This window comes from Thalassotalea montiporae, assembly GCF_053485855.1.
In genome coordinates, this window is record NZ_JBQRUO010000001.1 from 1,005,306 (window position 1) to 1,027,874 (window position 22,569).

Here is a 22,569-nt window from a genome sequence, read left to right on the forward strand (position 1 = left end):
GAATTAAAGTTAATGAAGAATAAATTTTTAACCTTGTTACAAGATCGCTTGATGGGTTACTTGCATGAGACTTTGACTCTCTTTTCAGGTAAATCGAGTGAACTTGTGGGAACTAAGAAAGCTCCTTTGCTGCTTGTTATGTCGCGTAAACATTATTTAGAGCGACACCTCACTTACCCGATTACCAATCAAAAGGAATTAAAAGCAGCGATTATATTTGAAATTGAAGAGCTAACTGCAGATTACTACGTTAGTTATGATATTAAAAATAACAGCGATACAGAGTCATTAGTTACTATATGGCAAATACCGAAAGAGAAAGTGCCAGCTGGCACTCACTATGTCATCCCAGAGTCTTTTCTATTAGCTAGAGTTATGGATGAAAATTCGGCTTTACTTCTAAACGAGAGTTCGACTGAAGTCACTGCTGTAGTTAAAGGTAAAGAGAAGTCGGTATCAAGTATTGTTTCCCCTGATACATTGATGTCTTTTTTACTCTCTTCAGGCATTGCTATAGAGAAACAGGAAAAACTCAACAATCAACACCTCGTTCATCAAATCAGCAGTGCTGTTTGGCAGAACATGTTTGCTGTTTTGACTAAGTTCTCTATTAATGATGGTATGTCTTTAGAAAATACCATAGCAAGATCGAAGCCTCTTTGGGCACCAACTGCACTCCTATTTTGTGTGTATATGGGAGCAACGTCAGCTTATGTTTATTTTAAGCATCAAAGTGTTCAAATGGCTATTTCATCAGATACTGAGGCGGTAACAGAAGTTCTCAATATACAAGCTGAAAATTCGAGATTAATTCAAGATTATGAACAGCTAATTGGTAGCCAAGCAAATGTGAAGCCTTTATGGAACATATGGCAAATCTTGAACCCACTATATAAACAAGGGGTTACTTTTCAGTTTATTAGATTTAATGGAGAGCAGGTCTTTTTTAAGGCAAAAGCAAGCTCTGCGGCAACAGTACTTGAATTTTTATATGATAATAAACAAGTTCAGGATCCAAGTTTTACTACTTCTGTACAGAAGAGTGCAGGGCTCGAAACTTTTATTATTAAATTTAAGTTAGCAGTTGAAAGTGAGCATCAAGATGAACCATAAAAATGAACTGCTTCTGCTGTTAGCGTTACTGGTTACTATTAAGTTTATCGTAGTGCCTATATTTGAATGGCAAGATGAGTTGAGAGCAGAGAGCGCACAGCTTGAACGCAAAGCTGCTAAAACCGAGGCTGCTATTGCCCAATCGGATACACTTATCAAATATAACCAAAACCTTAAGCAGCAACTTGAAATTATTAAGTCTTCAATTGACGAATATGATGATCTTGGTAAATATCAAGTAGCTAAGCAGCAACAAATTGAGAGGGTTTTTAGTGAGTACTCTCTTGATATTAAAGCGCTTACTTGGCACGAACCTGTACCTAACCAGGTTGGTACAACGCTTAAAATAAATGTGCGTTTTTCAGGTCTAGTCAAAAACTTTATGAAAGCGCAGTTTGCACTCTACAAATCAACACAAAGCCTAACGATTGATAGTTTTAGTTTGAATACACGATTCCAAACAGATGACTCATTAGGTAAAACTAACGGTAATCTGCTAATTGTTTATAGCCCTGTGGAGAACAAACGTGCTGCAAATTAGTAAACTTCATTGGCTTTTTTCGCTGATCTTGGTTGGTGCTTATGCTTTTTACGACATAAACGATAGAGAATTCGCTCAAGCTGAATCTATTACTCAAAAAGTTATAAAGCAGTCTTCATTAGATGGCCGTTTATTATCAAAAGAAGCTATAGTGCTTGATGAAATCCTAAACTTATATAAAGGGTTCGATAAACCCGCAGTCGAGGCACCAAAGCCTGCTCCTATCGTTCAAACAAAACCAATCTATAGCGGCTTGTCTGATGAAGAGCGAAACGCACAGCAGGGACGTTTAGATAAGTTGTATACAAAAGATTTTAAATATACGGTGCTTGGACTATTCCAAGAGCAACACCAATGGTTTGCCATATTAATTCAAGAACACTTAACTACCGGTGCATTTAAAGAAGTTAAAGTAGACGTTGGTAAGCAACTTGGTAGCTACAACGTAAATAACATTAATAAGACGTCTGTTGAGCTTGCTTCAGCAGTTACAAATAACAAAATTACACTTTCAATATTTTAGTTGCAGTCAACAATGAGTAGAAAAAATTACGTGGGTAAACAAAAGCGCTTTGCCTCAGCTATACTGGTAACGGCTATTGGGCTCACAGGTTGTGCGAGCACAAACCCGAAAAAGGAATTGGAAAAGTCATTTTTAGCTGATGATGGGCCTAAAATAAGCATCAGTGAAAACCAACAAGCTCCTGACAGAGATGCTTCCTCGGGCAACATGAAGCGTTTAACTCCGCTAGATAGACAAGGTGTTGAATTATCTTCTACGCAACTTAGTGAAAGATTTGCGGACGAAGGCGAACTCAATGTATCTGTAAATAATATGCCTACGCGATCGTTTTTACACAATGTATTAGGTGAATTATTAAACGTTGATTATGTTATTGGCAATGAGATAGATAATTCAGCTATTTCTTTGAATATAGTTAACAAAATTACACCGCGAAAATTGTTTGAGCTAACGGCTCAGCTTCTGCAAGAGCGTGGCGTTGGGTTAAGGTTTAAAGACGATATATACTATGTTTATCAGATTCCTAGCGGCGGTAAAGGGAGTGTCGTCATGGGGTTTGGTCGTGATGAAGACGCCATTCCTCAAAGCTCTGGTAATATATTGCAAGTTGTCCCATTGAAGTACGGTATTAGGGTAAGCGTTGAGCGCACACTAAGAGGCTTAGTTGATGCCGAAATTACAACGGACTTTGAACAAAGCGCGTTATTTATCCGTGGCCGCAGAGATCAAGTTGTACGCGCTTTAGACCTAATTCGCTTGTTAGATGTGCCGGCAAATCGCGGCAAGTATATTGCGCTAATCTCACCTGTTTACATGTCAACAAATCAATTTGTTGAATCCGTAACTGAGCTACTGCAAACCGAAGGTATTGACATTGGGCGGTCGCCAAATAAACAAGAGAATTTGGTTTTTGTTCCAATTGCTCAACTAGGTTCTATCGCCGTATTTTCAGCAGAACAAGCCTTGTTAGAGCGCGTAGAGTTTTGGGCAAAACAAATAGACAAGCCTAGCAAAGGTAGCGAAAAGCAATATCACGTTTACACGCCAAAATTTGCGAGAGCTAGTGATTTAGGGGAAAGCCTTGCCCCCCTTATCGGAGGTGCCTCTTCTATTGGCCCTGTGAGTGACCCAACGACAGCTAAAGACAGCCAGTCGAGCGCACAGGCGAATAACTCACCGCAAAGCGCATCCGTAAGTAATGATAAAATGTCTATGGTGATTGATAGACGTTCAAACACCCTTATATTTCATGCCTCGGGAACAGACTACCAAGCTATGCTCCCCTTGATTCAACGTATGGATACGATGCCAAAGCAAGTGCTCTTGAGTGTTACTATTGCAGAGGTTACGTTAACCGGTGTATTTCGTCGTGGTTTCGAGTTTGCACTAAATAGTGGTAATTTTACTGCAACAACAGAGGGTTCCCTTGGTTTAAGTGATATCACAGGGTTTAATTTAAACTGGAGCAGCGGTTTAAATGAGGTGATGTCTAAATTTGTTGAAGAAAATTCATATGTAAATATTTTATCAAAGCCTTCTATTTTGGTAAGAGATGGCACAGAGGCAACAATTAACGTAGGCAACCGTATACCAGTTAGTGCTGGCAGTACAACTGGCTCCAATGGTGATGTAGTAACCGAAAATATTTCATTCCGTGAGACCGGCATTAATTTAGTTGTGTCGCCCACAATCAACGCTCAAGGCGTGGTAATAATGAAAATAACCCAAGATATTTCGAATCAAGTTGCCAACCAAGTCGGGAAAGGGGGGAACCCAATATTCTTCGAGCGTAAATTAACGACTGAAGTTGTTGCCGACTCTGGCCAAACTATCTTACTTGGCGGTTTAATTAGTGAGGATGTCTCAAATAGCGATACTGGTGTTCCGTTTATGAAGTCTATTCCATTGCTGGGAGCGCTTTTTGAATCAGCATCAAAGACTAATGAGAAAACTGAATTAGTGATTATGGTTACACCAAAAATAGTTGAACGAAGTAACCAGTGGCAGCACATAATGAATAGCTTTCAGAATGTATTGGAAAATATCGATATTCGATTACAAAATTAGTTTTTTTAGCTGTGGATTGATGTGTGCAAATACAATAAATTCAGAGCTATCATTAACAATTCTTGTATAATTAATCGGCAGTTGCGTCGCTAATTTGAGTCAAATGTGACAAATTTATAACAATAAATTGATTTGTCTGTTTTTTTTAAAGTAACTTGTTGACAGTGTCGATAATGTTTACATAGAATCGGTCGGGGATTTAGGATTATTCTTAAAAAACCGTTAAATTTAACTAAGTCCTACTTTCCACCATTGTGGATATGGATGTAGGCAATTAAATTTCATGAAATGAATGGAGATAAAAATGTCAAAATTATTTAAAAACACGTTAGTAGCAGCAGCTATCGCTGGTGTTTCAAGTGTTGCTGTTGCAGGTACCTTAGGCGGTACAACAACTGATTACTCTGCACAAGGTGCTGCACTAGCTACTTCAACTGCAACAACTGCAGCAAGCTTTACGCACACTGTAAATGCTGGTTTTGCGATTAACGATTTAATCACTTACACAGTAACTGCAGGTTCTGTAAACAAAACAGCGGGCTGGCCTGCAACAATTAACTTCAACACTGCAGGTTCTGGTGGCGCGACTATGGTTGCTACTCTTCTAGACGCTTCTGCTGTTGATACTGCTACATACCGTGTAACAACAGTTACTGCTACAACTGGCCAAACTACAATTGGCGCAAGCGCAACTGTTGCTTTAACTCACAACACATCTTCTTTCACTGCAGACGTAACTGTTGATGTTGAAGCTAAGTTATCAAACGGCGTAACTGAAATTGATGCTGGTACTAAAACACACAAGATCGTTGACTCTAAAGATCAGTTAGGTGACATCAAAGTTGCTACTTCTGCAGATTTAGACGGTGTTATCAGTGTTGCTGCGCAGCGTAAAGCACTAGTTGGTGCTACAACTGACGCTTTCACTTTCACTACATCTAACGATACTTCTTTAAATGGTGCTGTAACTGTTACTGGTACTACAGTTACTCTTAAAGGTGATTTCGCTGGTTTCAAAGATGCTAACTTTGCATCTGCAGGTACTGGTGTAGCTAAGTACGACGACGCTAAGAAAGAGCTAGTTGTAACTTACACAGGCCCTGTAACTACTGATACAATCACTATTACTCCTCCAGTAACTGATGCTGCTGCTGAAACTGAAGCTGTTGTGTTAAACGCTCAAGACTTCACTGTTTCAGGTGTTGCTACTTTCGGTACTGCTTCTTCTGAAGACTTAGGTTCTACAAGTGCTGGTGCTTGGACATTAGATGGCGCAGTAGTTTCTGTACCTTACATGCCTTACGGTGCTAACATTTCTCAAATCCTTTACGTAACTAACGAAGGTTCATTAGACGCAGATGTATCAGTAACTGCTATTGATGAAGCTGGCACTATGTACGACTTAGGTGTTATCGCTGAATCTAAGAAAGGTACAGTTACAGGTATCGCTGGTCAAGTTCGTGACGGTTTAGCTGCTGAAGGTTTCACTGGTGGTAAAGTTGCTTTAACTGTTACTGTTAACGCACAAGACAAAGACGTTACAGTTTACGCTTCTTACAACGTAGGTGGCGCGGATCGTGGCTTCGTTAACACTTCTCAATACAAAGGTAAGTAATTTTACTTAACTTTTTAGAGTTGTGAAAAAGGCGAGCTTTAGCTCGCCTTTTTTATTTATGAGATGTAGGTCAATTAAGGTTTATTATTAGACAGGAGTCGCATCAATGGATGAAAAACTACAACAGGCGTTATCTTTAGTCAAAGAAGGAAAGTTGAAAAAAGCACTGCCCTTAGCAAAAAAACTCAATAGCAAGTTAAAGTCGACTAGCTTTGAATCAATGGAGCTTGAAGGTGTTATTTATTTTCAGTTAGTTAAGTACCAGCAAGCGCGATTAAAGTTCATTGAAGCTTTAAAACTCTCTATTACTAACGAGCAGAGAATTAATTCTCTAAATAACTTAAAAGCCTGTGAATATAAGCTCGATGAATATGAAAAAGCCATTTCTTGTTTAGAGCAGATCCTCTCAGTAGACTCTTCAATAGCATCCATTAACTATCGTCACGAACTTTGCCAGTTGGCATGGCTTCACAGTAAGAATGAAATACTATTAACTTATATAGATAGCCTGATTAACGCAAACGACTTTACTAGTGTCGGTCTAGTACTCAAAATTCATGCTCTTTGTGCTTTGGGAAGGGGGAGTGAAATTAATGGTTCACTAGTTCAAGTAGACAACATAATTAGCAAGCTTAAAACAAATGAAGCCGAGATACTGTGCAATGCGCTTGCCCTTAGCAAACAAGATTCACTGTTAAATGAATCTTTAACAAAATTAGAAGCACGCTTTAGCCATGAAGCTTGGTATAAAGCCTTAGTAAGCCCATTAAAAGATATCGAAAATAAAAATATGGTGCTTATAAAGCCTAAACAACAAATTGTTTGCGATAATAAAAATATTGAGCCGTTAGTAAGTGACTTTATCAAGACATTATTGAGCATGGGGGCGTCAATTCATCCTGATGTCAGAGTGTATGTTGAAAATGGCAACCTATCTATTAAAGCCTTCAACGACGATGCGAGCCAACTCCTGAGTGTTCCCCTACAGTGTATGCCTTTATCTCGCGATTATGATCTGACAATGGATGGGAACAAGCTACACTTACAAATTCATAGCGAAGTAGCTAACCCAGCAGCAATACCAATAATGGAGCAGATGGTTGCGCTTTATAATGCCTGTGACAAGATAAATGAATGGTCTACAAGCTTTCCTTTATTAGCGCTTCGACATCATAATCGGCTAATAAACTTTATATTTGAGTACTTCCTTCAGACACCTAAATTTCAAAATTATAAGCACCTTTGGGAGACTGAGGACTTTGATGAGCTCGCGATTCGTTCGTTTTTTGGTTCTCGTGAATTCCAATACTCTCGTGAGGCACTAAATAAAGCAGGAGTATCTATAGAAGGCGAGTACGAACTTGGTTTGCTTGCAATTATTGACTTCCTAAACCACAAGCTAAACTCTAGTGGCTATGAGTTAAATCAGACTAAAGGCAGTGTTGATGTGAGCGGTGCCGGAGATACTCAGACTAGAGAGGTCTTCGTTGAGTACAATTTGCTTGATCCAGCGTACACTTATTTTCTATATGGTTTTGTTGATTCCGTTTATGACTTCGTTTACTCAGCAAAACAAGAGGTATCATTATTAAATGGCCGTCGTTTGATACTGCAGGGAAGCTCTGGTCGAGCAGATATTTCAGTTATCAGGGCATACCCACATCTCGCTAAGTTTTTACCTGCACAGGTTTCGTTAGACAAAGGTGACGTTGTAGTTAACTGTTTGCCTATTCCAAATGACGAGAATCACGCTGCGTTTAAGCAAGTGATTGAGTATATTCTTATACAAACACTTGGAGAAGCCGAATATAACGACCCACTTACTCTCAAGAAAGAAATACTCAATATTGAGAGACAGGTAGTATTCAAGACCTTGTCTATTTGGAAAGGTGTAAAAACAGAGTTTCTAAGTGAAGTTGATGCCGATGAGAGCCTTAGCGAATTTGTTAAACAGAGCTTTACTAAGCTTATCGAAACAAATATTACTTATATTGAAAGTTATATTTCAAGAGAAAAGGTAAGTTTGGTCGGCTAGTTTATGAACCGCTTTTCATTAAATGGTTACTGGGGCTTAGGCCTGCTGATACTAGCCTTTGCTACCCTAGCGTACTGGCCGTCAATGTCAGTCCCATTTTACCTGGATGATCGCATTTCTATTGCTGAGAATGAACTGCTTAAATCGGGAACTCTAACTGAGCTTTGGGATTACTACGGTTTAAGGTTTCTTACCTACCTGACTTTTTGGGGGAATGAGCGGTATTTCGATGGGAGTTTACTTAGTTATCACCTTGTAAACTTTTTGATTCATTTGTCTAATGGTATTTTGGCTTTTATTGTTATCAGGCTGTTCGCCCAGAATAGTGCTCTGCATAATAATAACCAGGCTATACTGTTTTCAATGGCCTGTGTCGCTATTTGGCTATTACATCCTCTTAATACACAAGCTGTCACCTACATAGTACAGAGAGCTGCATCGCTGGCTACTTTTTTTTGGTTGCTTACGCTTGTTAGCTACCTTCAAATTAGGTTTTACAAGCCAACAATACTCCGTCTCTTCTTCTTTATAATTTCTATTTGTTTCGGTGTGCTCACTAAGCAGAATTACATCACAATTTTTGTATATATTTTGCTATGTGAATTGTTCTTTTTTAAACCATTTGATCGCTCCAAAGTACTTCAAACGATTGGATTAGCTGGAGTATTATTTGCGCTTGCTTACCCTTTTATCTCTGATACCCTAATTTTGCTCGATAAGCTTACCAGAGAAACGACTCAATTCACCCGAGGCGAATACTTTGCTACACAGGCTGTAGTGCTATGGCTATATATCGCTAAAGCTTTTTATCCCATCGGCTTGCAGCTCGATATGAACGTTGGCCTTTATCTAACAAACTCACCAAGCGTTTATTGGGCATTCATTTGTCACCTTGCCGTTATTTTTACTTCTGTTATTTTGCGTCGGCATATTCCTTTATTATTAATAGGCGTTTTATGGTTTTATTCTGCACACATTGTTGAATCTTCATTAATTCCCATTACGGATTTGGCATTTGAGCATAGAAGTTACTTACCCAATATCGGCTTAGTTATTGCGTTGGTGGCTCTACTAAATTTCCTAATCTCCGGCAATCGAAAAAAGATAGTACTGCTACTTTTGGTACTGGTGAGCACTATTAGTTTGAGTAGTTTAACTTATCATCGAAACGTACTTTGGCAAGACAGCTATCAATTTTATAAACATGAGCTTGAAATCACTCCAGAAAGTACAAGAACGATGGAATCATATGCTTTGGAGCTCATTAAAAGAGGTGAAGAAGCTGAGGCTGAAGACCTTTTGTTAAAGGCTGTTAATATAAACTTTAAAAATGGGATTGTCAGAGTATCGGCACTTGAGAATCTAATGGCCTTGCTATTTAAGCGAAGACGTTATCAAACAGGCATTCAAACCGCCATGCTGGGCTTAAAGTATGTGCACAAGCCGAAAGAACGAAGCCAATTGCTTGCGATACTAGCATACGGTTATGTGAAAATGGGAGGGTGTGATTTTGCGATAAGCCTTTCAAATGCTTCATTGAAATTAAACGCCCATAACGTCCAAGCTGCAAAGAACATAAAGGTATGCAATTAAAGTTGGCGACGATTATTTCTATTATGAACTAAGAGTAGATATATTGATTGCTTAGCATGTGAAAATACGAATATATTTTAAATTGTCGGCAAAAAGAATATACTCTCGTCCTTTTAAGGAGCTCGTAAGATATGTCGATTAAAGCCTCTCATGTATGTGTTGTTATACCTGCTATGAATGAGGAAAAGACAATTCGACAAGTTGTCTCATCAGTGGCTTCACTTGGTTACTTTGTGGTCGTCGTAGATGACGGTAGCGATGACGGTACTGTATTGCAGGCAAAGGCAGCAGGTGCTCGAGTTTTAAAAAGCATAAAGAACATGGGCGCTTGGAAGGCAACTCAAACAGGATTGAGATATGCTCGAAAGAAAGGGTATGAAGTTGTCGTAACTATGGATGGGGATGGCCAACATATGGCAAGTGACATCGAACTACTAATAGAAAAATACACCTTAGGTGCCAACCTTGTTATTGGGAATTGTACTAATCGCGGAAGTGTTGGCAGACATATAGCTTGGTCTTTTTTTAAAAAGTTAAATGGCTTGAATGTAAGTGATATTACTTCTGGCTTCAGGCTATATTCAAGCATTGCATTAGATTTAGCCACCTCAAGACAAGCAACTATGTTGGAGTATCAATGTATAGGTGTACTAATTATGGCTCGTAATTTAAATTTATCTGTACATGAGGTCTCTGTTAATATGGCCGAAAGAGAGGTCGGTGCTTCTCGAATTTTTAACTCATGGTTTGCTGTTTTAAATTACCTAATTTACAGTTCGATTTTGTCTAGCGCTAAAGCGTATCCCACCAACAAAAACAAGTACTTTAAAAGACTTCAAGATTAAAAGGTTTAAACATTGGAAAACCCTCAGCTTTTTTCATCTATAATTGGTGCAATAATTGCTCTGGTGATTTATTGGCTAGTTAGGAGAGATCATCTTGCACCAAAACAAGCGGTTCGTTGGGTGTTAGTTGCGCTCACTATATTCGTCCTAGGAGCGTTTCCTGGCTTAATTGATAAGTTTGGGCATGCAATGGGCATCGCATATCCGCCAGTCATTCCTTTAATTTTGGGAATTTGTGCAGCGCTCTTAAAAATTCTATTAATGGATATTGAGCGAAATAAAATGAATATTACCCAAAGTAGACTCGTTCAAAAGCTGGCAATCCTTGAAGCTGAAGTAGACGAATTACGTTATTTAGTTGATAAGTCCTCAAATGCGTAGATAGTGTGATACTCACCTGAATAATCAAGTCTATTAATTCAAAAATTTGCATTGAGTTGATATTTCTAATTCCCTATTAAGTGCGGTTAAATAATCAGCCCAGCTTGCTATTAGGTAATGTTCATCGACTAGATATACTGCCTCCCCTAATGTATTATTCACCGCTTAGCTTTAAAATCCATTTTTATACAAGACATAAGACATAGCTCAACCGCATTAGTATGGGCTAGGTGTTAATAAGGAATTCACTATACATGGCTACGCCAAATAATTACGAAGAGGTTTCGCTTTCGTCAGTTTTTTCTGTCCTTTGGCAAAATAAAATTCTTATCAGCTTTTTTGTATTGTTATTTGCGGCAGCTTCCGTTTTCGTCGCAATATCACTACCAAATATTTATAAGTCTCAAGCTAAACTGATATCAAATAAAGGCTCAGACTCAGGCCTTAGTGCAATTGCTGGCAACTTGGGCGGGCTTGCTGGTTTGGCGGGGGCTGCACTTGGCGGCGGTAGTGACGATAGCAAAGTTCAGCTTGCCAAAGAATTATTAAAGTCTCGCGTATTTCTGAAAAAGTTCGTTGATAGTCGAGGTATTTTAGTGCCTCTGATAGCAGCAGAAGGCGTTGATGAGAGTGGCCAATTGATTATCAACAATAAGCTATACGACCAAGAAGCGAAAACTTGGGTGCGTGATGTCGTGCCACCGAAGCCTGTTACCCCTTCAGCTGAAGACGTATTTCAAGCATTTGAAAGCATACTGGTTGTTGATAGTGATAAAAAAACAGGTGTAGTTAGAATAGAACTGGAGTTTTACGATCCGAAAATTGCTCAGCAATGGCTTCTGTGGCTAATTGAAGACATTAATGAAGAAGTACGTCAGCAAGACATGGTAGAAGCTAAGCAAAGTATTCATTATCTGCAAACGGCTACAAATAAGACTGACAGTTCAACAATGAGAGAAACGTTTTTTCAGCTAATGGAAGAGCAAATGAAAACATTATTGTTGACTGAAGTTCGTAAAGAGTATGTTTTTAAGACAATAGATCCGCCTAGTTTTCCTGAAGAAAAGGTTTCGCCACAACGTGCATTAATCTGTATAGGCGCGACAATATTTGGCGCAATTTTTATTATTACTATCGTTCTAGCGCGTCACTTTGTCTTTAATAGCAAACAATGATTAAGCTGTCGGCGCTGAAAAATAGTGCTGTATTTAAGAATTCAATTTGGCTTATTGGTGAAAAAGTTATTTCGCTAGGCTTTGTCCTAGCTATAAATATCCTGATTGCTCGTCAACTAGGAGCAAATGACTTCGGAGTATTGAGCTATTTATTAGCTATTCTTGCTTTATTAAGCCCGCTTAGCTCGATAGGTTTCAATGCTATAGTGACGAGGGAGATAGTTCAGCACCCAAATAAAACCGAGATAATTATCTCAACGGCATTAATGTTTAGATTTATTGCTGCTCTCATCGCTTTTGTTTTGAGCACTATAGTCATCCTCAATGTAGAGTTAAGTGGTGTCGATGGTAACCAGTGGGCAATGATTTTGTTTGCTGGAGTTAATATTTTTAATTGTCTTCATGTTGTAGATTTCTGGTTTCAAGCGAAACTTAAAAATCAGATCATTGTATTATGCAGATTTTTCAACACGTTTTTATTTTTTGTCATTAAGCTGATTTGTTATCTAAATGATGCCAGCTTAACCACCTACATTTGGGTTCACGCTATTGAATTCTTTGTGTTATCAGTTGCTTTTTATTCTGTTTATATTAAACAATCAAACCGTGCTTCGATTACGCTTGTCGACTGGCAGTATGGGAAATCCTTATTAAGTCAATCATATTGGTTGATTCTTTCTGGCATAGCATCTGTTATCTATTTGAAGATAGATCAAGTCATGCTGGGTGAATTGGTGTCTAGTGAAGAGGTTGGGGTTTATGCGGTCGCTGGTCGACTTTCGGAAGTTTGGTATTTCTTTGCAACAGCTATTGTAACCGCTTTCTTTCCCAAGATTTTAAAATTAAAAGAAAGCGCTGAACAAGCTAGTTATCAATCACAGTTACAAAGAACTAATGATTTGTTGTTCCTTTTGGCGTTACTAATTGCGACCTTTATTACGGTAATAGGACCGTGGTTAGTGACATTTCTATATGGTGATGCATACAAAGAAGCAGGCATCATATTGACCATTCATATCTGGGCAAGCATTTTTGTGTTTATGAGGGCACTATTGAGTAAGTGGCTGGTTGCTGAAAATTTGGTCAAGTACTCATTGTTTACACATGGTATCGGCATGGTTGTTAATATAGGCTTTAATTTTTACCTAATTCCACTTTATGGCGGCATTGGAGCAGCAGTATCGACGGTTATTTCATACGCAGCCGCATCTTATATAACATTGTTTTTTAGCCGAGCAACCTGGCCAATGGCTATGATTATGACAAATTCATTATTCTCGCCTTTAAGGCTCTTGGGGCTTGGTTTAAAATCAGCGTCTAGAAATTAGGGTAATCCCATCAATATTATGAAGAAAATTCTAAAATTATTTATTTCGAGGGAAACAGCTGAAAAAGTAAGAGGTTTTATCTCTCGCTTTGATGAAGCAATCATTCCTGTGTTTGCGAGCTCTAAGTTTTTAAGCTCGTTTTATTATCTGTTTTTTAGCAGGCAGTTTCATCGAGAACACCAGTCAGTACTGAAAGGCCGATTGGCGTATAAGAACTCTCTTGAGGAGATAAACCATAGTAGTGTTTTACTGAGAAGAAATACGCATCGACTAGAAAAGGGCTTAATTATGCAGCCTCGTCGAGCCGTATTTGCATTAGCTTATATTGGCGAAACGGTTGATTGTTATGTTAAGTGTGTAGCAGAGCCGTCAATCTGCGCCCAAGAGTTAAAGTGGGCAACTGACGTATTAACTGAATATTTTGACGTTGTAGAATTAACTCAACAACTAAAGGTCTACCAGGAACAGTTTCAAATGGCTCGCGCAACCATAAAGTGTGATGAGTCATCAGGGTTTATTCCATACGCAGAACATGCTCGTCCGAATACTGACATAGATGCATCATCGTTAAATGAGCTGTTTAAACGACGTCGCTCAGTTCGCTGGTATCAAGATAAGCCGGTAGCTAAAGAGCTTGTATATCAGGCTATGGAAATGGCAGCATTAGCGCCGAGTGCTTGTAATCGCCAACCGTTTGAGTTTCATTTGTTGACAGGAGATGATGCAGTTTCTATTGCTAAACTAGCGATGGGAACAGCAGGCTTTGCTGAAAATATACCTGCTTTATTTGTTGTTATTGGCGACCTTTCCTCATACCCAGCAGAACGTGATAAGCATGTGATATACATTGATGCTTCACTAGCGTCAATGCAATTGATGTTGGCGTTTGAGAGTTTAGGGGTAAGTACCTGTCCTATAAACTGGCCTGATATTGAGTTTAGAGAAAAACTTATGGCCAAAAAGCTAAAATTAACGCCATATCAACGTCCTATCATGTTGATGTCCTTCGGCTATGCGGATGCAGAAGGAAAAATCCCATTCTCTCAGAAGAAAAGACCTGAACAGTTAATAAAAGAAGTCCAACTATGATCATTGAAATTAAAGGCGTCCAGTTTGTTAATAAGGGCGCTGAACTTATGCTATGTGCTATTGTGCAAAAAATTGAAGCTTTTTGGCCAGATGCAGAGATAGTTTTAGCACCTAATGCTAACTCAACATTTCAAAATCGCATACGTTATAGAGCATGGCAAAAGTTATCTCTTCGAAAGTATCCATTTGATTTGAATAGTTTGACAACATCATTACCTCATAAAGTTAGAAATTGGCTTAAGAAGTGGGGAGTAGTAACAGAAGCTGATATCGATGTTGTGCTTGATGCCTCTGGTTTTGCCTATGGCGATCAGTGGAATTCAGTTATTCTTGAACATGCTCTTGCTGAAGCAAAACGCATGCACATCGCTGGTAAAAAATATATATTTTTACCTCAAGCATTCGGGCCATTTTCTAAAGAAAAAAACAAGCAAAAGATCAGTAGTAAAATGAAATATGCTTCGCTTGTTTGCGCTAGAGAACAACAGTCATTTGAACATTTAAGTAATTTAATGGCAGATCATAAGAACGTTGAAGTTTTCCCTGATTTTACGAATGCGTTAGTTGGATCACTGCCAGATTATTATAGTGCTGATAACTTTCAAGTTTGTTTGATTCCAAATCACAACATGATAAATGAAAAGAACCCAAACAAAGCGTGGCGAAGTAGCTATATTCATTTGTTTAAAGTAGCGGCAGAGTACTGCCAAAATAAGGGGTTAGGGGTATATATTCTTAATCATGAAGGCGCAGAAGATAGAAGCATTTGCGAGCAAATTAATGAACAGTTAGCAACTCCATTACCAATTATTACTGAGTTGGACCCCATTAAAGTCAAAGGACTGATTGGTGGTGCAAAAATGATTCTATGCTCTCGCTTTCACGGATGTGTTAGCGCTTTATCTCAAAATATTCCGTGTATTGGTACCAGTTGGAGCCATAAATATGAGCAATTGTTTAGTGAATATGAGGTAAGCGATTATTTAGTGTCAGGTGATTATCAAGATGATGCAGTAATTCGCTTGTTAGATAACTGTTTAGCGAATGATAACGTTGTGAGTGACACCTTAAAATTGAAAAGTGGTCATTATAAAAATGTTACAGAGCAAATGTGGCAAACGGTGAAAGAGGTAGTTGAAGCTTAATGTCATCTACTCCTCTCGTTTCTGTATACATCCCTACTCATAATCGTTCGGCATTATTAGAGCGAGCGCTAGAATCAGTGCTCAAACAGACATACAACAATATCGAAATATTGGTTTGTAGCGACGGCTCCTCAGATAACACGGACGATATGATGGCTGAATATTGTAATAAATATTCAAACATTCGTTACTTTAAGCACGAACACCCTAAAGGCGCTTGTGCAGCAAGAAATACTTGTATTAATAACTCTCATGGAAAATTCTGTACAGGGTTGGATGATGATGATGTTTTCCATCCCCAAAGAATTCAACATATGGTTGATGCGATAACAGATGAAGACGCTTTTGTTTGCACGTCATTATTGCAGTGGGATTTAAATATAAAAAGCACTGCTGAGTTTTGTCAAAAGAGTATCTTGACTACTACGACCTCAAAAGTAACGTTAGAGCAATTGTTGTTAGATAATATCGTAGGTAATCAAATTCTTGCGACCAAAGATAAATTTCAAGCAATAAATGGCTTTTGCGAAGATATGCCAGCTTGGCAAGATTACGATACTTGGGTTCGCATGCTACTTAAGCATGGCAATGCTAGAAAAATTATGGAACCACTGTATGTGGCGGACATTGATCGTACTCGTGAAAGAATTACATCCTCTAGCAAAAGAATGAGGGGCTGCGAAAAGTTTTATGACCGCTATTGGCATTTAATGAACAAACAACAACGCAAAAATGCGAATTTGCGAAAAGCAATTTTTGTAAATAAAAAATTGCCTTGGTTAACTTTATTTGAATTATTTAATTTGGGTGACGTAAAAAATTGGCTGAGAGCATTAGCGATAAAGTTAGGGGCTAAGCTATAAATGAAAGTCCTAGTTGTTACAAACATGTACCCTAAAGATGGTGCGCCTTATTTCGGCATTTTCGTAAAAGAGCAGGTAGAAGAGATCGCTAGCATACTTGGCGATGATAAGGTCAAACTTCATTTTGTTGATGGGAAAAGTCCATTTCAGAAATATTTACTCTCGACATTTGGATTGTTTAAAACCATTAAAAATTTCAAGCCAGATATTCTTCATCTCCATTTTGGGCTAACTATATTGCCTATTTTGGCATTGATTCCATGGTTAAAACTAAAAGGCGTTAAAATTGTACTTACTACTCATGGTGGTGACGTTGTGGGACATTACCCGATGACTCGTTTCGTAACAAAGTTGGCCATCAAGCTTAGTAACTTCATTATTAATGTAAGTAATGAGACTAATGAAATAGTTAAAGAGAAAACAGATCAAACCACATATATTCCTTGTGGAATTACAAAGGAGTTTTACTCGACAGAACAATTAAGAAAGCCCGTTGTTGTTTTCCCTTCAAGCCCTAGTCGACCAGAAAAAAACTATGATCGCTTTTGCCGTATTATTGATGCAGTCAAGAAAAAAACAGCTGTCAACTTTGATGTTGCGTTGCTTGAAAATTTAAACAGAAATGAAGTGGCGGATTTATTTAGAAGTTCAACGGTGATGTTAATGACTTCTGATTATGAAGGGTCACCGCAAGCGGTAAAAGAGGCCATGCTGTGTGATCTACCTGTAATATCAACGCGTGTTGGAGACGTGCCGATGCTACTTAATGACTATCCTCATTGTGTTGTAGATGACGTTGATAGTAAATTGGCTGATGGCGTAGCGCACTGGTTAGAAAACGAAGAGCTATTTAGGTACGTTGAAAAAGATAAAGAAGCCCTATCTAATCAAGCGGTTTGCCACCAAGTAATAAATGTTTATCGTTCACAATTAGCTTAGGTCAATCTGCATGAGCGGCGTCATTTTATTCTTTTGGTTTCTTCGAGTTGTCACTATATCATTTGACTCAAGTATTTTGCGTTTAGGCGTACCCGTTTTTCTACTCTCTTTGACGCTATTATTTGTGATCATCAATCGAGGGGCATTAGTATCGTTTTTAAAAAGCCCTATTACTAGAAGCTATTTAGGGCTGTTCGGTATTGCATTGGTGAGTACTGCTATCGCGTTCCTAAATAGTATGCCGCTTGCAAGCTCGCTGTCAGAATTGATGAAGCTTATGCTAATGGGAGCATTTCTATTTTTAGGCTTTATTCTAACCTTGTATGGAAAACGTCATATTGCCCTTTTTACCCTATCATTCGCAATATTCCTGCACATTTCAATTGGATTGTTTGGGTACTTTTTAGGATTAGGCGTAGAAGTTGAAGAAGTCTTTCGACCCATAGGAATAACTGGTAGGGTTAATATACTCGCCAATATAGCGCTGTTTTCGTGCGTATTTTTTACCGTCCGCTGGTTGATGGAAAGTAGACACCGCGGTTTTTTCCTTTATATGGCGGTAATATCTTTTGCACTCATTATTGCTAGCGGAACTTTGAAAAATATCATTAGCTTAGCTGGTGTAATAGGAATCTATGTGATTTTATCAAGTAAGCGCAAGTTTCTCGCAATTTTTACCTGTTTTATTTTAGCAGTACCAACTTCGTATATTGTTGTTATGCACACACCTATCGGTGATCGCATAGTAGAAACTTTTGTTGCTGGCGTGGATTTAGAAGTTGAAGAAGGTCAAAAATTAGAGTCTTCCTTTCAGTGGCGAGTACTTCATTGGAAATTACTTCTAGATGATTGGTATGCAAGATTCCGCTATAAGGGCGCAGGTTTTGGCCAAGAAGTTAATATGAATGCTCTGAAGTTACCATCAGGGCAAGGCTATTCAGCACACTCAGACTGGGTAAAGTATTGGGTAGAGCTGGGGCCAGTGCTGTTTACCATATTTGTATTTTTACATTACCGCTTAGTCAAACCGCTCTATCAAGCAAAAGGCCCTGAGAGCTCCATAGAAAAAGCCACGTTATATACTTTCTTAGCCATGCTGATTGCGATGCTAGCAGGGCCAGTATATTACACTATATCGTTTTTCTACTTTTTTTGGTTGCTTATGGGAATAATCGCTGGACAGCAATGGTTAAGAAACTCTGAACAGGAAAAAAAATTGAAGGAAATTGCAAATGTCTGATAAGACAAACCTTCGCAAAAAAGTAATATTTGTTTTCGGGGAGGGAGGGCACCAAGCCGAAATGGAGTGTTTGATAAACTATATTGATGTATCCCGCTGTGAAATGGTCACATTTACGGCTATGACCGACGTCGATAGAACTATCAGTTGGGCCGATGAGATTATTTTGCTGGATGAAGTAAGAGATAAACAGAGTAAGCTCAAAAGCTTGTTCTCGGTTTTTTGGCTAATTAGAAATTTTGTAAAGAGCTTTTTGTTTCTTTTAACTAACCCCGTTTCACTGGTGGTTTCAACAGGACCAGGAAAGGCCATAGCTACAGCAATAGCTGCGAAATTGCTCCGGATTAAAGTACTTCATGTTGAGTCTTGTTCAAGATTTACTACCAAATCTTTAACAGGAAAAGTCATGTATATGTTGGCTGATGAGTTCTGGGTGCAAAACAAGTCTTTGCAAAGTTTATATCCAAAATCAACTTATGTGGGTTTGCTATGAAAGTTTTAGTGACAGTTGGCACTACGTCTTTTGATAAGCTATTTGATTATATAGAACACCTTAACTTAAAGGGGGTTGAGTTCACCCTTCAAACGGGCCCAACAGACCTTGAATTAAAACGTCACCATAGCTTTAAGTTTACTGACGAGATAGAGCAATATTATCGAAGTGCGGATATTATTATTTCCCATGCGGGAGCGGGCTCTACGTATAAACTTTTAGCCCTTGATAAGCCTGTCATACTCGTTCCTAATCTCGAACGAGTAGACAAGCACCAAGCTGATTTAGCTAGCTTTATGGAAGCTCACAACCATTTAGCGGTTGCGTGGCAGTTAGATCAAATCCCCAAGCTGCTTTCTAAAATATCGTCGGGCGAGCTAGCATTTACGCCATACACCCCAGAGCGCTTTTTCATGAAGTCTAAACTAATGGAGCTAGTCCTTAGTTAGCAGCTTATTAATAAAATTGAAGAACAATGGCCTAAATATCAACATATAACCTATTGCGCTTAATACTATTGTTATCGTCAATATCAACCATTCTTGTCGAGCAAGAAAAATAAAGGGTGGGGTTAATAAAACCAGCTTTAAAAGGCTTAACGTGAGTTTTTGTGGTACTTCAAGTTTTTGTTGAGCTTTGTATACACTCTCATTGCGTTTATCTGAGTTTAAGCTTGAAAGTGATGGAATGTCTTTAGATGATAGAAATAGTTTCATCAGTCACCTCTATAAATTTTCACTCATTTTAACTTAATTACTTCTGTAACGCACAATTTCCTTTTTCGAATCGATGTTGGTTTATCTTGATAAACCAGTACCTAAAATTGCGATTTTTTGTTAGAATCGCGACAATTTTTTATCCAAGGTAAATTTCAATGAACGTAATTGAAGGTAATTTTGAAGCGAAAGGCAAAAAGTTTGCTATCGTGGTTTCTCGTTTTAACGACTTCGTTGTTAACTCGTTATTAGAAGGTGCAGTCGATGCGTTAAAAAGACACGGTAGTGTGAATGATGAAGACATTACGGTTGTTAAAGTACCTGGCGCTTACGAGTTACCGTTAACTGCACAGAAAGTGGCAGAAAAGCAAGAGTTCGATGCTATCATCGCTTTAGGCGCAGTTATTCGCGGTGGTACGCCTCATTTTGATTTTGTTGCAGGTGAGTGTAACAAGGGCCTAGCGCAAGTGGCATTGTCTGCTTCTGTTCCTGTGTCATTTGGTGTAATCACGACCGACTCAATCGAACAAGCAATTGAACGTGCTGGTACTAAAATGGGTAACAAGGGCGCAGAAGCAGCACTTGGCGCGCTTGAAATGGTTAACGTATTAGCCAAGCTATAATTGCCTCATCGATAAGAGCATTTATGGCCAATAAAGCTTATTAAAGATTTTATATAGGATAATACAGTGAAACCTTCTCCTCGAAGAAAAGCCCGTGAGTTAGCGGTACAAGCCGTATACTCATGGCAATTAAGTGGCAACGATATTAACGTTGTTGAGGCGCATTTCTTAACTGAAAACGCTAAACGCCGTTTTGATATTGAATACTTTCAGCAGTTGTTTCGTGGCGTAACAGCCCGTATCACAGAGTTAGATAGTTCAATCGCACCACTGGTTGATCGTCCACTAGATGAAATTGATCATGTTGAAAAGGCGATTTTACGCACAGCAATTTATGAGCTAAGTGACTGCCAAGACGTGCCATATCGCGTCATTATCAACGAAGCAATTGAATTAGCGAAAGCCTTTGCAGCTGATGATAGCCACAAGTTCGTCAATGGCGTGCTTGACAAGCTTGTTAAACAGTTTCGTCCAAACGAATAACCTCAATCAAAACCTCCATGAAAGAGTTTGATCTGATCAAACGTTTTTTCGCTGAGCAACCTGTTCAGCGAAAAGATGTTCATTTGGGCATTGGTGATGATTGTGCGCTTGTATCATCTGGTGAACACCATCATATTGCGATTACCACAGATACGTTAGTTGCTGGCGTCCATTTTTTTGCGGATGCTGAGCCTCGCGCTATCGGGCATAAGTCTTTGGCTGTAAGCTTGTCTGACTTAGCGGCAATGGGCGCGGAACCAAGCTGGATCTCGCTGGCGATAACCCTGCCGAGTGTTGATGAAAACTGGGTTACCGAATTCTGTGCTGGCGTATTTGAACTCGCAGAATATTTCAACGTCCAACTCATCGGCGGTGATACGACTTCAGGGCCATTAAGCATCACGGTGACCGCACAAGGCCTGTTACCTGCAAATAAAGGCCTGTCTCGAGGTGGTGCTGCTGTTGGTGATTGGTTATATGTGACTGGTAAGCTTGGCGATGCCGCATTGGCGCTGAAAATGTTGCAGCAAGAAATGAAAGTTGCTCCAGAGTATCAGGACACGTTACTGGCGAAACTTCATTATCCCAAACCGAGAGTACTGGCTGGGCAGATTTTAAAAGAGTATGCATCGGCTGCTATCGACTTATCTGACGGCTTGATGGGCGATTTAGCGCACCTATGCCAAGCATCTCAGGTTGGAGCAAATATCGTACTTGATGACTTGCCACTTTCTGCTGAGCTGTTGGCAAATGTCGATGCTGATAAAGCCAGAGAATTAGCGTTGTCAGGTGGTGATGACTACGAGTTACTTTATACTGTTTCGGAAGATAATAAAGTTGGCATGGAGACAGCACTTAGCAATGCAGGGGTGAAATTCACCTGCATAGGGCAGCTAAACAAAAGTATGAAGCTGACCACTACGCTTGATAGCAATGTTGTGCATGTTAATGCCAAAGGTTTTGAACACTTCAGCAGTGACTAATTGCACTGCTGATTAGTTTCACTGCGAAGTAACATATTAACTCAGTAACTCACTTTACTGTCACCAACAATCAACTGCGGCCAAGAGAATTACAATTACAATGACTAAATCTGTGACGCAATTTAAGCTTAGCGATCCCGTCCAATTTCTAGCCTTAGGCTTTGGTTCGGGTTTAGCGCCTAAAGCCCCTGGTACATTTGGCACTTTAGCTGCAATTCCACTTTATTTAATAATTATTCAGTTTTCACCGACAGTATATTTATATGTCACTTTGCTGGCATGTGTATTTGGTATTTATATTTGTGGGAAAGCAGCAAAATGTGCTAGGGTTCATGATCATCCTGCCATTGTATGGGATGAAATTGCAGGGTTTTTAGTTACAATGGCATTTGTACCTTTCTCTATTACCAATATAATAATTGGTTTCTTACTATTTAGGCTCTTCGATATTCTTAAGCCTTGGCCAATTTCGGTTGCTGATAAAAAAGTGCATGGAGGATTGGGTATTATGTTTGATGATGTTTTGGCTGGGGCTTTTGCATGTGTTTGTCTTCATATTTATGCTTTGATCTAGCTAGAACTAATTATTCAAACAAATAAGGTTTAAAAATTGTAAAAGAAAATATTTTTTGTTTGATATTTGTTCAGTCGGTTTATTCTTTTGGTGCGGAGTTTAGCCTTAAGCTTGATTTTCTAACCATGATATGAATAATTACTCTAAATTAAAATTATAATAATTTATTTTTCAGTATACTCAATTTATATGGATATTTGCATTG

General features: G+C 38.8%; 23 protein-coding genes. 22 read left to right on the forward strand and 1 reads right to left on the reverse strand.

What is annotated here, in order from left to right; translation table 11 throughout:
- Positions 1–12: 12 nt before the first annotated feature.
- From ACSLUR_RS04370 to pssE, 18 genes are all read left to right on the forward strand, one after another.
- On the forward strand, positions 13–1,113 hold the full coding sequence (locus tag ACSLUR_RS04370) for a hypothetical protein (protein ID WP_448552122.1): 1,101 nt from the start codon (positions 13–15) through the stop codon (positions 1,111–1,113).
- Positions 1,103–1,654 (forward strand): hypothetical protein, encoded by a 552-nt coding sequence (locus ACSLUR_RS04375; RefSeq protein WP_448552124.1) that lies wholly within the window; start codon positions 1,103–1,105, stop codon positions 1,652–1,654. The genes ACSLUR_RS04370 and ACSLUR_RS04375 overlap by 11 nt, the downstream gene beginning before the upstream one ends.
- Positions 1,641–2,177 (forward strand): hypothetical protein, encoded by a 537-nt coding sequence (locus ACSLUR_RS04380; RefSeq protein ID WP_448552125.1) that lies wholly within the window; start codon positions 1,641–1,643, stop codon positions 2,175–2,177. Before ACSLUR_RS04375 ends, ACSLUR_RS04380 begins: the two co-directional genes overlap by 14 nt.
- A 12-nt stretch (positions 2,178–2,189) precedes the next feature.
- Positions 2,190–4,244 carry a secretin GspD/PilQ domain-containing protein gene (locus ACSLUR_RS04385; protein WP_448552127.1) on the forward strand — a complete coding sequence of 685 codons (2,055 nt, stop codon included), beginning with the start codon at positions 2,190–2,192 and terminating at the stop codon, positions 4,242–4,244.
- Between the two features lie 304 nt (positions 4,245–4,548).
- Positions 4,549–5,859, forward strand: coding sequence for a Slr4 family S-layer protein (locus ACSLUR_RS04390; protein WP_448552129.1), 1,311 nt, complete (start codon positions 4,549–4,551; stop codon positions 5,857–5,859).
- A gap of 106 nt (positions 5,860–5,965) precedes the next feature.
- A complete protein-coding gene (locus tag ACSLUR_RS04395) occupies positions 5,966–7,894 on the forward strand; it encodes a tetratricopeptide repeat protein (RefSeq protein WP_448552131.1) in 1,929 nt (642 codons plus the stop codon).
- 3 nt (positions 7,895–7,897) lie between these two features.
- Complete coding sequence (locus ACSLUR_RS04400) at positions 7,898–9,487, forward strand: hypothetical protein (protein WP_448552133.1); 1,590 nt, start codon at positions 7,898–7,900, stop codon at positions 9,485–9,487.
- Between the two features lie 131 nt (positions 9,488–9,618).
- Positions 9,619–10,332 (forward strand): glycosyltransferase family 2 protein, encoded by a 714-nt coding sequence (locus ACSLUR_RS04405; protein WP_448552135.1) that lies wholly within the window; start codon positions 9,619–9,621, stop codon positions 10,330–10,332.
- Between the two features lie 12 nt (positions 10,333–10,344).
- A complete protein-coding gene (locus ACSLUR_RS04410) occupies positions 10,345–10,713 on the forward strand; it encodes a DUF2304 domain-containing protein (RefSeq protein WP_448552137.1) in 369 nt (122 codons plus the stop codon).
- A gap of 254 nt (positions 10,714–10,967) precedes the next feature.
- Positions 10,968–11,888 (forward strand): Wzz/FepE/Etk N-terminal domain-containing protein, encoded by a 921-nt coding sequence (locus tag ACSLUR_RS04415; protein ID WP_448552139.1) that lies wholly within the window; start codon positions 10,968–10,970, stop codon positions 11,886–11,888.
- Positions 11,885–13,216 (forward strand): flippase, encoded by a 1,332-nt coding sequence (locus ACSLUR_RS04420; RefSeq protein ID WP_448552141.1) that lies wholly within the window; start codon positions 11,885–11,887, stop codon positions 13,214–13,216. Before ACSLUR_RS04415 ends, ACSLUR_RS04420 begins: the two co-directional genes overlap by 4 nt.
- A 288-nt stretch (positions 13,217–13,504) precedes the next feature.
- On the forward strand, positions 13,505–14,305 hold the full coding sequence (locus tag ACSLUR_RS04425; RefSeq protein WP_448552143.1) for a nitroreductase family protein: 801 nt from the start codon (positions 13,505–13,507) through the stop codon (positions 14,303–14,305).
- Positions 14,302–15,450 carry a polysaccharide pyruvyl transferase family protein gene (locus tag ACSLUR_RS04430; protein ID WP_448552145.1) on the forward strand — a complete coding sequence of 383 codons (1,149 nt, stop codon included), beginning with the start codon at positions 14,302–14,304 and terminating at the stop codon, positions 15,448–15,450. Before ACSLUR_RS04425 ends, ACSLUR_RS04430 begins: the two co-directional genes overlap by 4 nt.
- Positions 15,450–16,313 carry a glycosyltransferase family 2 protein gene (locus ACSLUR_RS04435; protein WP_448552147.1) on the forward strand — a complete coding sequence of 288 codons (864 nt, stop codon included), beginning with the start codon at positions 15,450–15,452 and terminating at the stop codon, positions 16,311–16,313. The genes ACSLUR_RS04430 and ACSLUR_RS04435 overlap by 1 nt, the downstream gene beginning before the upstream one ends.
- Positions 16,314–16,337: 24 nt before the next feature.
- Entirely contained in the window at positions 16,338–17,252 is a 915-nt protein-coding gene (locus ACSLUR_RS04440; protein WP_448552149.1) for a glycosyltransferase family 4 protein, read from the forward strand.
- Positions 17,253–17,262: 10 nt separating this feature from the next.
- Positions 17,263–18,492, forward strand: a complete 1,230-nt coding sequence (locus ACSLUR_RS04445) for an O-antigen ligase family protein (protein WP_448552151.1) — start codon at positions 17,263–17,265, stop codon at positions 18,490–18,492.
- Positions 18,485–18,985, forward strand: a complete 501-nt coding sequence (gene pssD, locus ACSLUR_RS04450) for a PssD/Cps14F family polysaccharide biosynthesis glycosyltransferase (RefSeq protein WP_448552153.1) — start codon at positions 18,485–18,487, stop codon at positions 18,983–18,985. The genes ACSLUR_RS04445 and pssD overlap by 8 nt, the downstream gene beginning before the upstream one ends.
- Positions 18,982–19,434, forward strand: coding sequence for a PssE/Cps14G family polysaccharide biosynthesis glycosyltransferase (pssE, locus tag ACSLUR_RS04455; protein WP_448552155.1), 453 nt, complete (start codon positions 18,982–18,984; stop codon positions 19,432–19,434). The genes pssD and pssE overlap by 4 nt, the downstream gene beginning before the upstream one ends.
- On the opposite strand, the gene ACSLUR_RS04460 is transcribed toward pssE, so the two are convergent.
- Positions 19,420–19,701 carry a DUF6170 family protein gene (locus ACSLUR_RS04460; RefSeq protein WP_448552158.1) on the reverse strand — a complete coding sequence of 94 codons (282 nt, stop codon included), beginning with the start codon at positions 19,699–19,701 and terminating at the stop codon, positions 19,420–19,422. The two genes, pssE and ACSLUR_RS04460, sit on opposite strands and share 15 nt — an antisense overlap.
- A 158-nt stretch (positions 19,702–19,859) precedes the next feature.
- On the opposite strand from ACSLUR_RS04460, the gene ribH reads away from it, so the two are divergent.
- The 4 genes from ribH to ACSLUR_RS04480 all read left to right on the forward strand — a co-directional run bounded on the left by ribH (position 19,860) and on the right by ACSLUR_RS04480 (position 22,364).
- On the forward strand, positions 19,860–20,324 hold the full coding sequence (gene ribH, locus ACSLUR_RS04465) for a 6,7-dimethyl-8-ribityllumazine synthase (RefSeq protein ID WP_448552160.1): 465 nt from the start codon (positions 19,860–19,862) through the stop codon (positions 20,322–20,324).
- A 66-nt stretch (positions 20,325–20,390) separates the two neighbouring features.
- Positions 20,391–20,807 carry a transcription antitermination factor NusB gene (gene nusB, locus ACSLUR_RS04470; RefSeq protein ID WP_448552162.1) on the forward strand — a complete coding sequence of 139 codons (417 nt, stop codon included), beginning with the start codon at positions 20,391–20,393 and terminating at the stop codon, positions 20,805–20,807.
- Between the two features lie 17 nt (positions 20,808–20,824).
- Positions 20,825–21,790 carry a thiamine-phosphate kinase gene (gene thiL / locus ACSLUR_RS04475; RefSeq protein ID WP_448552164.1) on the forward strand — a complete coding sequence of 322 codons (966 nt, stop codon included), beginning with the start codon at positions 20,825–20,827 and terminating at the stop codon, positions 21,788–21,790.
- A gap of 100 nt (positions 21,791–21,890) precedes the next feature.
- Positions 21,891–22,364 carry a phosphatidylglycerophosphatase A family protein gene (locus tag ACSLUR_RS04480; RefSeq protein ID WP_448552166.1) on the forward strand — a complete coding sequence of 158 codons (474 nt, stop codon included), beginning with the start codon at positions 21,891–21,893 and terminating at the stop codon, positions 22,362–22,364.
- Positions 22,365–22,569: the final 205 nt, after the last annotated feature.

Bases quoted from the DNA above. Each gene is read 5' to 3' on its own strand.
- ACSLUR_RS04430 (WP_448552145.1), top strand. From the start codon at position 14,302: ATGATCATTGAAATTAAAGGCGTCCAGTTTGTTAATAAGGGCGCTGAA.
- ACSLUR_RS04435 (WP_448552147.1), top strand. From the start codon at position 15,450: ATGTCATCTACTCCTCTCGTTTCTGTATACATCCCTACTCATAATCGT.
- ACSLUR_RS04415 (WP_448552139.1), top strand. From the start codon at position 10,968: ATGGCTACGCCAAATAATTACGAAGAGGTTTCGCTTTCGTCAGTTTTT.
- thiL (WP_448552164.1), top strand. From the start codon at position 20,825: ATGAAAGAGTTTGATCTGATCAAACGTTTTTTCGCTGAGCAACCTGTT.
- pssD (WP_448552153.1), top strand. From the start codon at position 18,485: ATGTCTGATAAGACAAACCTTCGCAAAAAAGTAATATTTGTTTTCGGG.
- ACSLUR_RS04440 (WP_448552149.1), top strand. From the start codon at position 16,338: ATGTACCCTAAAGATGGTGCGCCTTATTTCGGCATTTTCGTAAAAGAG.
- ACSLUR_RS04395 (WP_448552131.1), top strand. From the start codon at position 5,966: ATGGATGAAAAACTACAACAGGCGTTATCTTTAGTCAAAGAAGGAAAG.
- ACSLUR_RS04385 (WP_448552127.1), top strand. From the start codon at position 2,190: ATGAGTAGAAAAAATTACGTGGGTAAACAAAAGCGCTTTGCCTCAGCT.
- ACSLUR_RS04480 (WP_448552166.1), top strand. From the start codon at position 21,891: ATGACTAAATCTGTGACGCAATTTAAGCTTAGCGATCCCGTCCAATTT.
- pssE (WP_448552155.1), top strand. From the start codon at position 18,982: ATGAAAGTTTTAGTGACAGTTGGCACTACGTCTTTTGATAAGCTATTT.
- ACSLUR_RS04390 (WP_448552129.1), top strand. From the start codon at position 4,549: ATGTCAAAATTATTTAAAAACACGTTAGTAGCAGCAGCTATCGCTGGT.
- ACSLUR_RS04425 (WP_448552143.1), top strand. From the start codon at position 13,505: ATGCAGCCTCGTCGAGCCGTATTTGCATTAGCTTATATTGGCGAAACG.
- ACSLUR_RS04420 (WP_448552141.1), top strand. From the start codon at position 11,885: ATGATTAAGCTGTCGGCGCTGAAAAATAGTGCTGTATTTAAGAATTCA.
- ACSLUR_RS04400 (WP_448552133.1), top strand. From the start codon at position 7,898: ATGAACCGCTTTTCATTAAATGGTTACTGGGGCTTAGGCCTGCTGATA.
- ACSLUR_RS04460 (WP_448552158.1), bottom strand. From the start codon at position 19,701: ATGAAACTATTTCTATCATCTAAAGACATTCCATCACTTTCAAGCTTA.
- ACSLUR_RS04370 (WP_448552122.1), top strand. From the start codon at position 13: ATGAAGAATAAATTTTTAACCTTGTTACAAGATCGCTTGATGGGTTAC.
- ribH (WP_448552160.1), top strand. From the start codon at position 19,860: ATGAACGTAATTGAAGGTAATTTTGAAGCGAAAGGCAAAAAGTTTGCT.
- ACSLUR_RS04405 (WP_448552135.1), top strand. From the start codon at position 9,619: ATGTCGATTAAAGCCTCTCATGTATGTGTTGTTATACCTGCTATGAAT.
- ACSLUR_RS04375 (WP_448552124.1), top strand. From the start codon at position 1,103: ATGAACCATAAAAATGAACTGCTTCTGCTGTTAGCGTTACTGGTTACT.
- ACSLUR_RS04445 (WP_448552151.1), top strand. From the start codon at position 17,263: ATGAGCGGCGTCATTTTATTCTTTTGGTTTCTTCGAGTTGTCACTATA.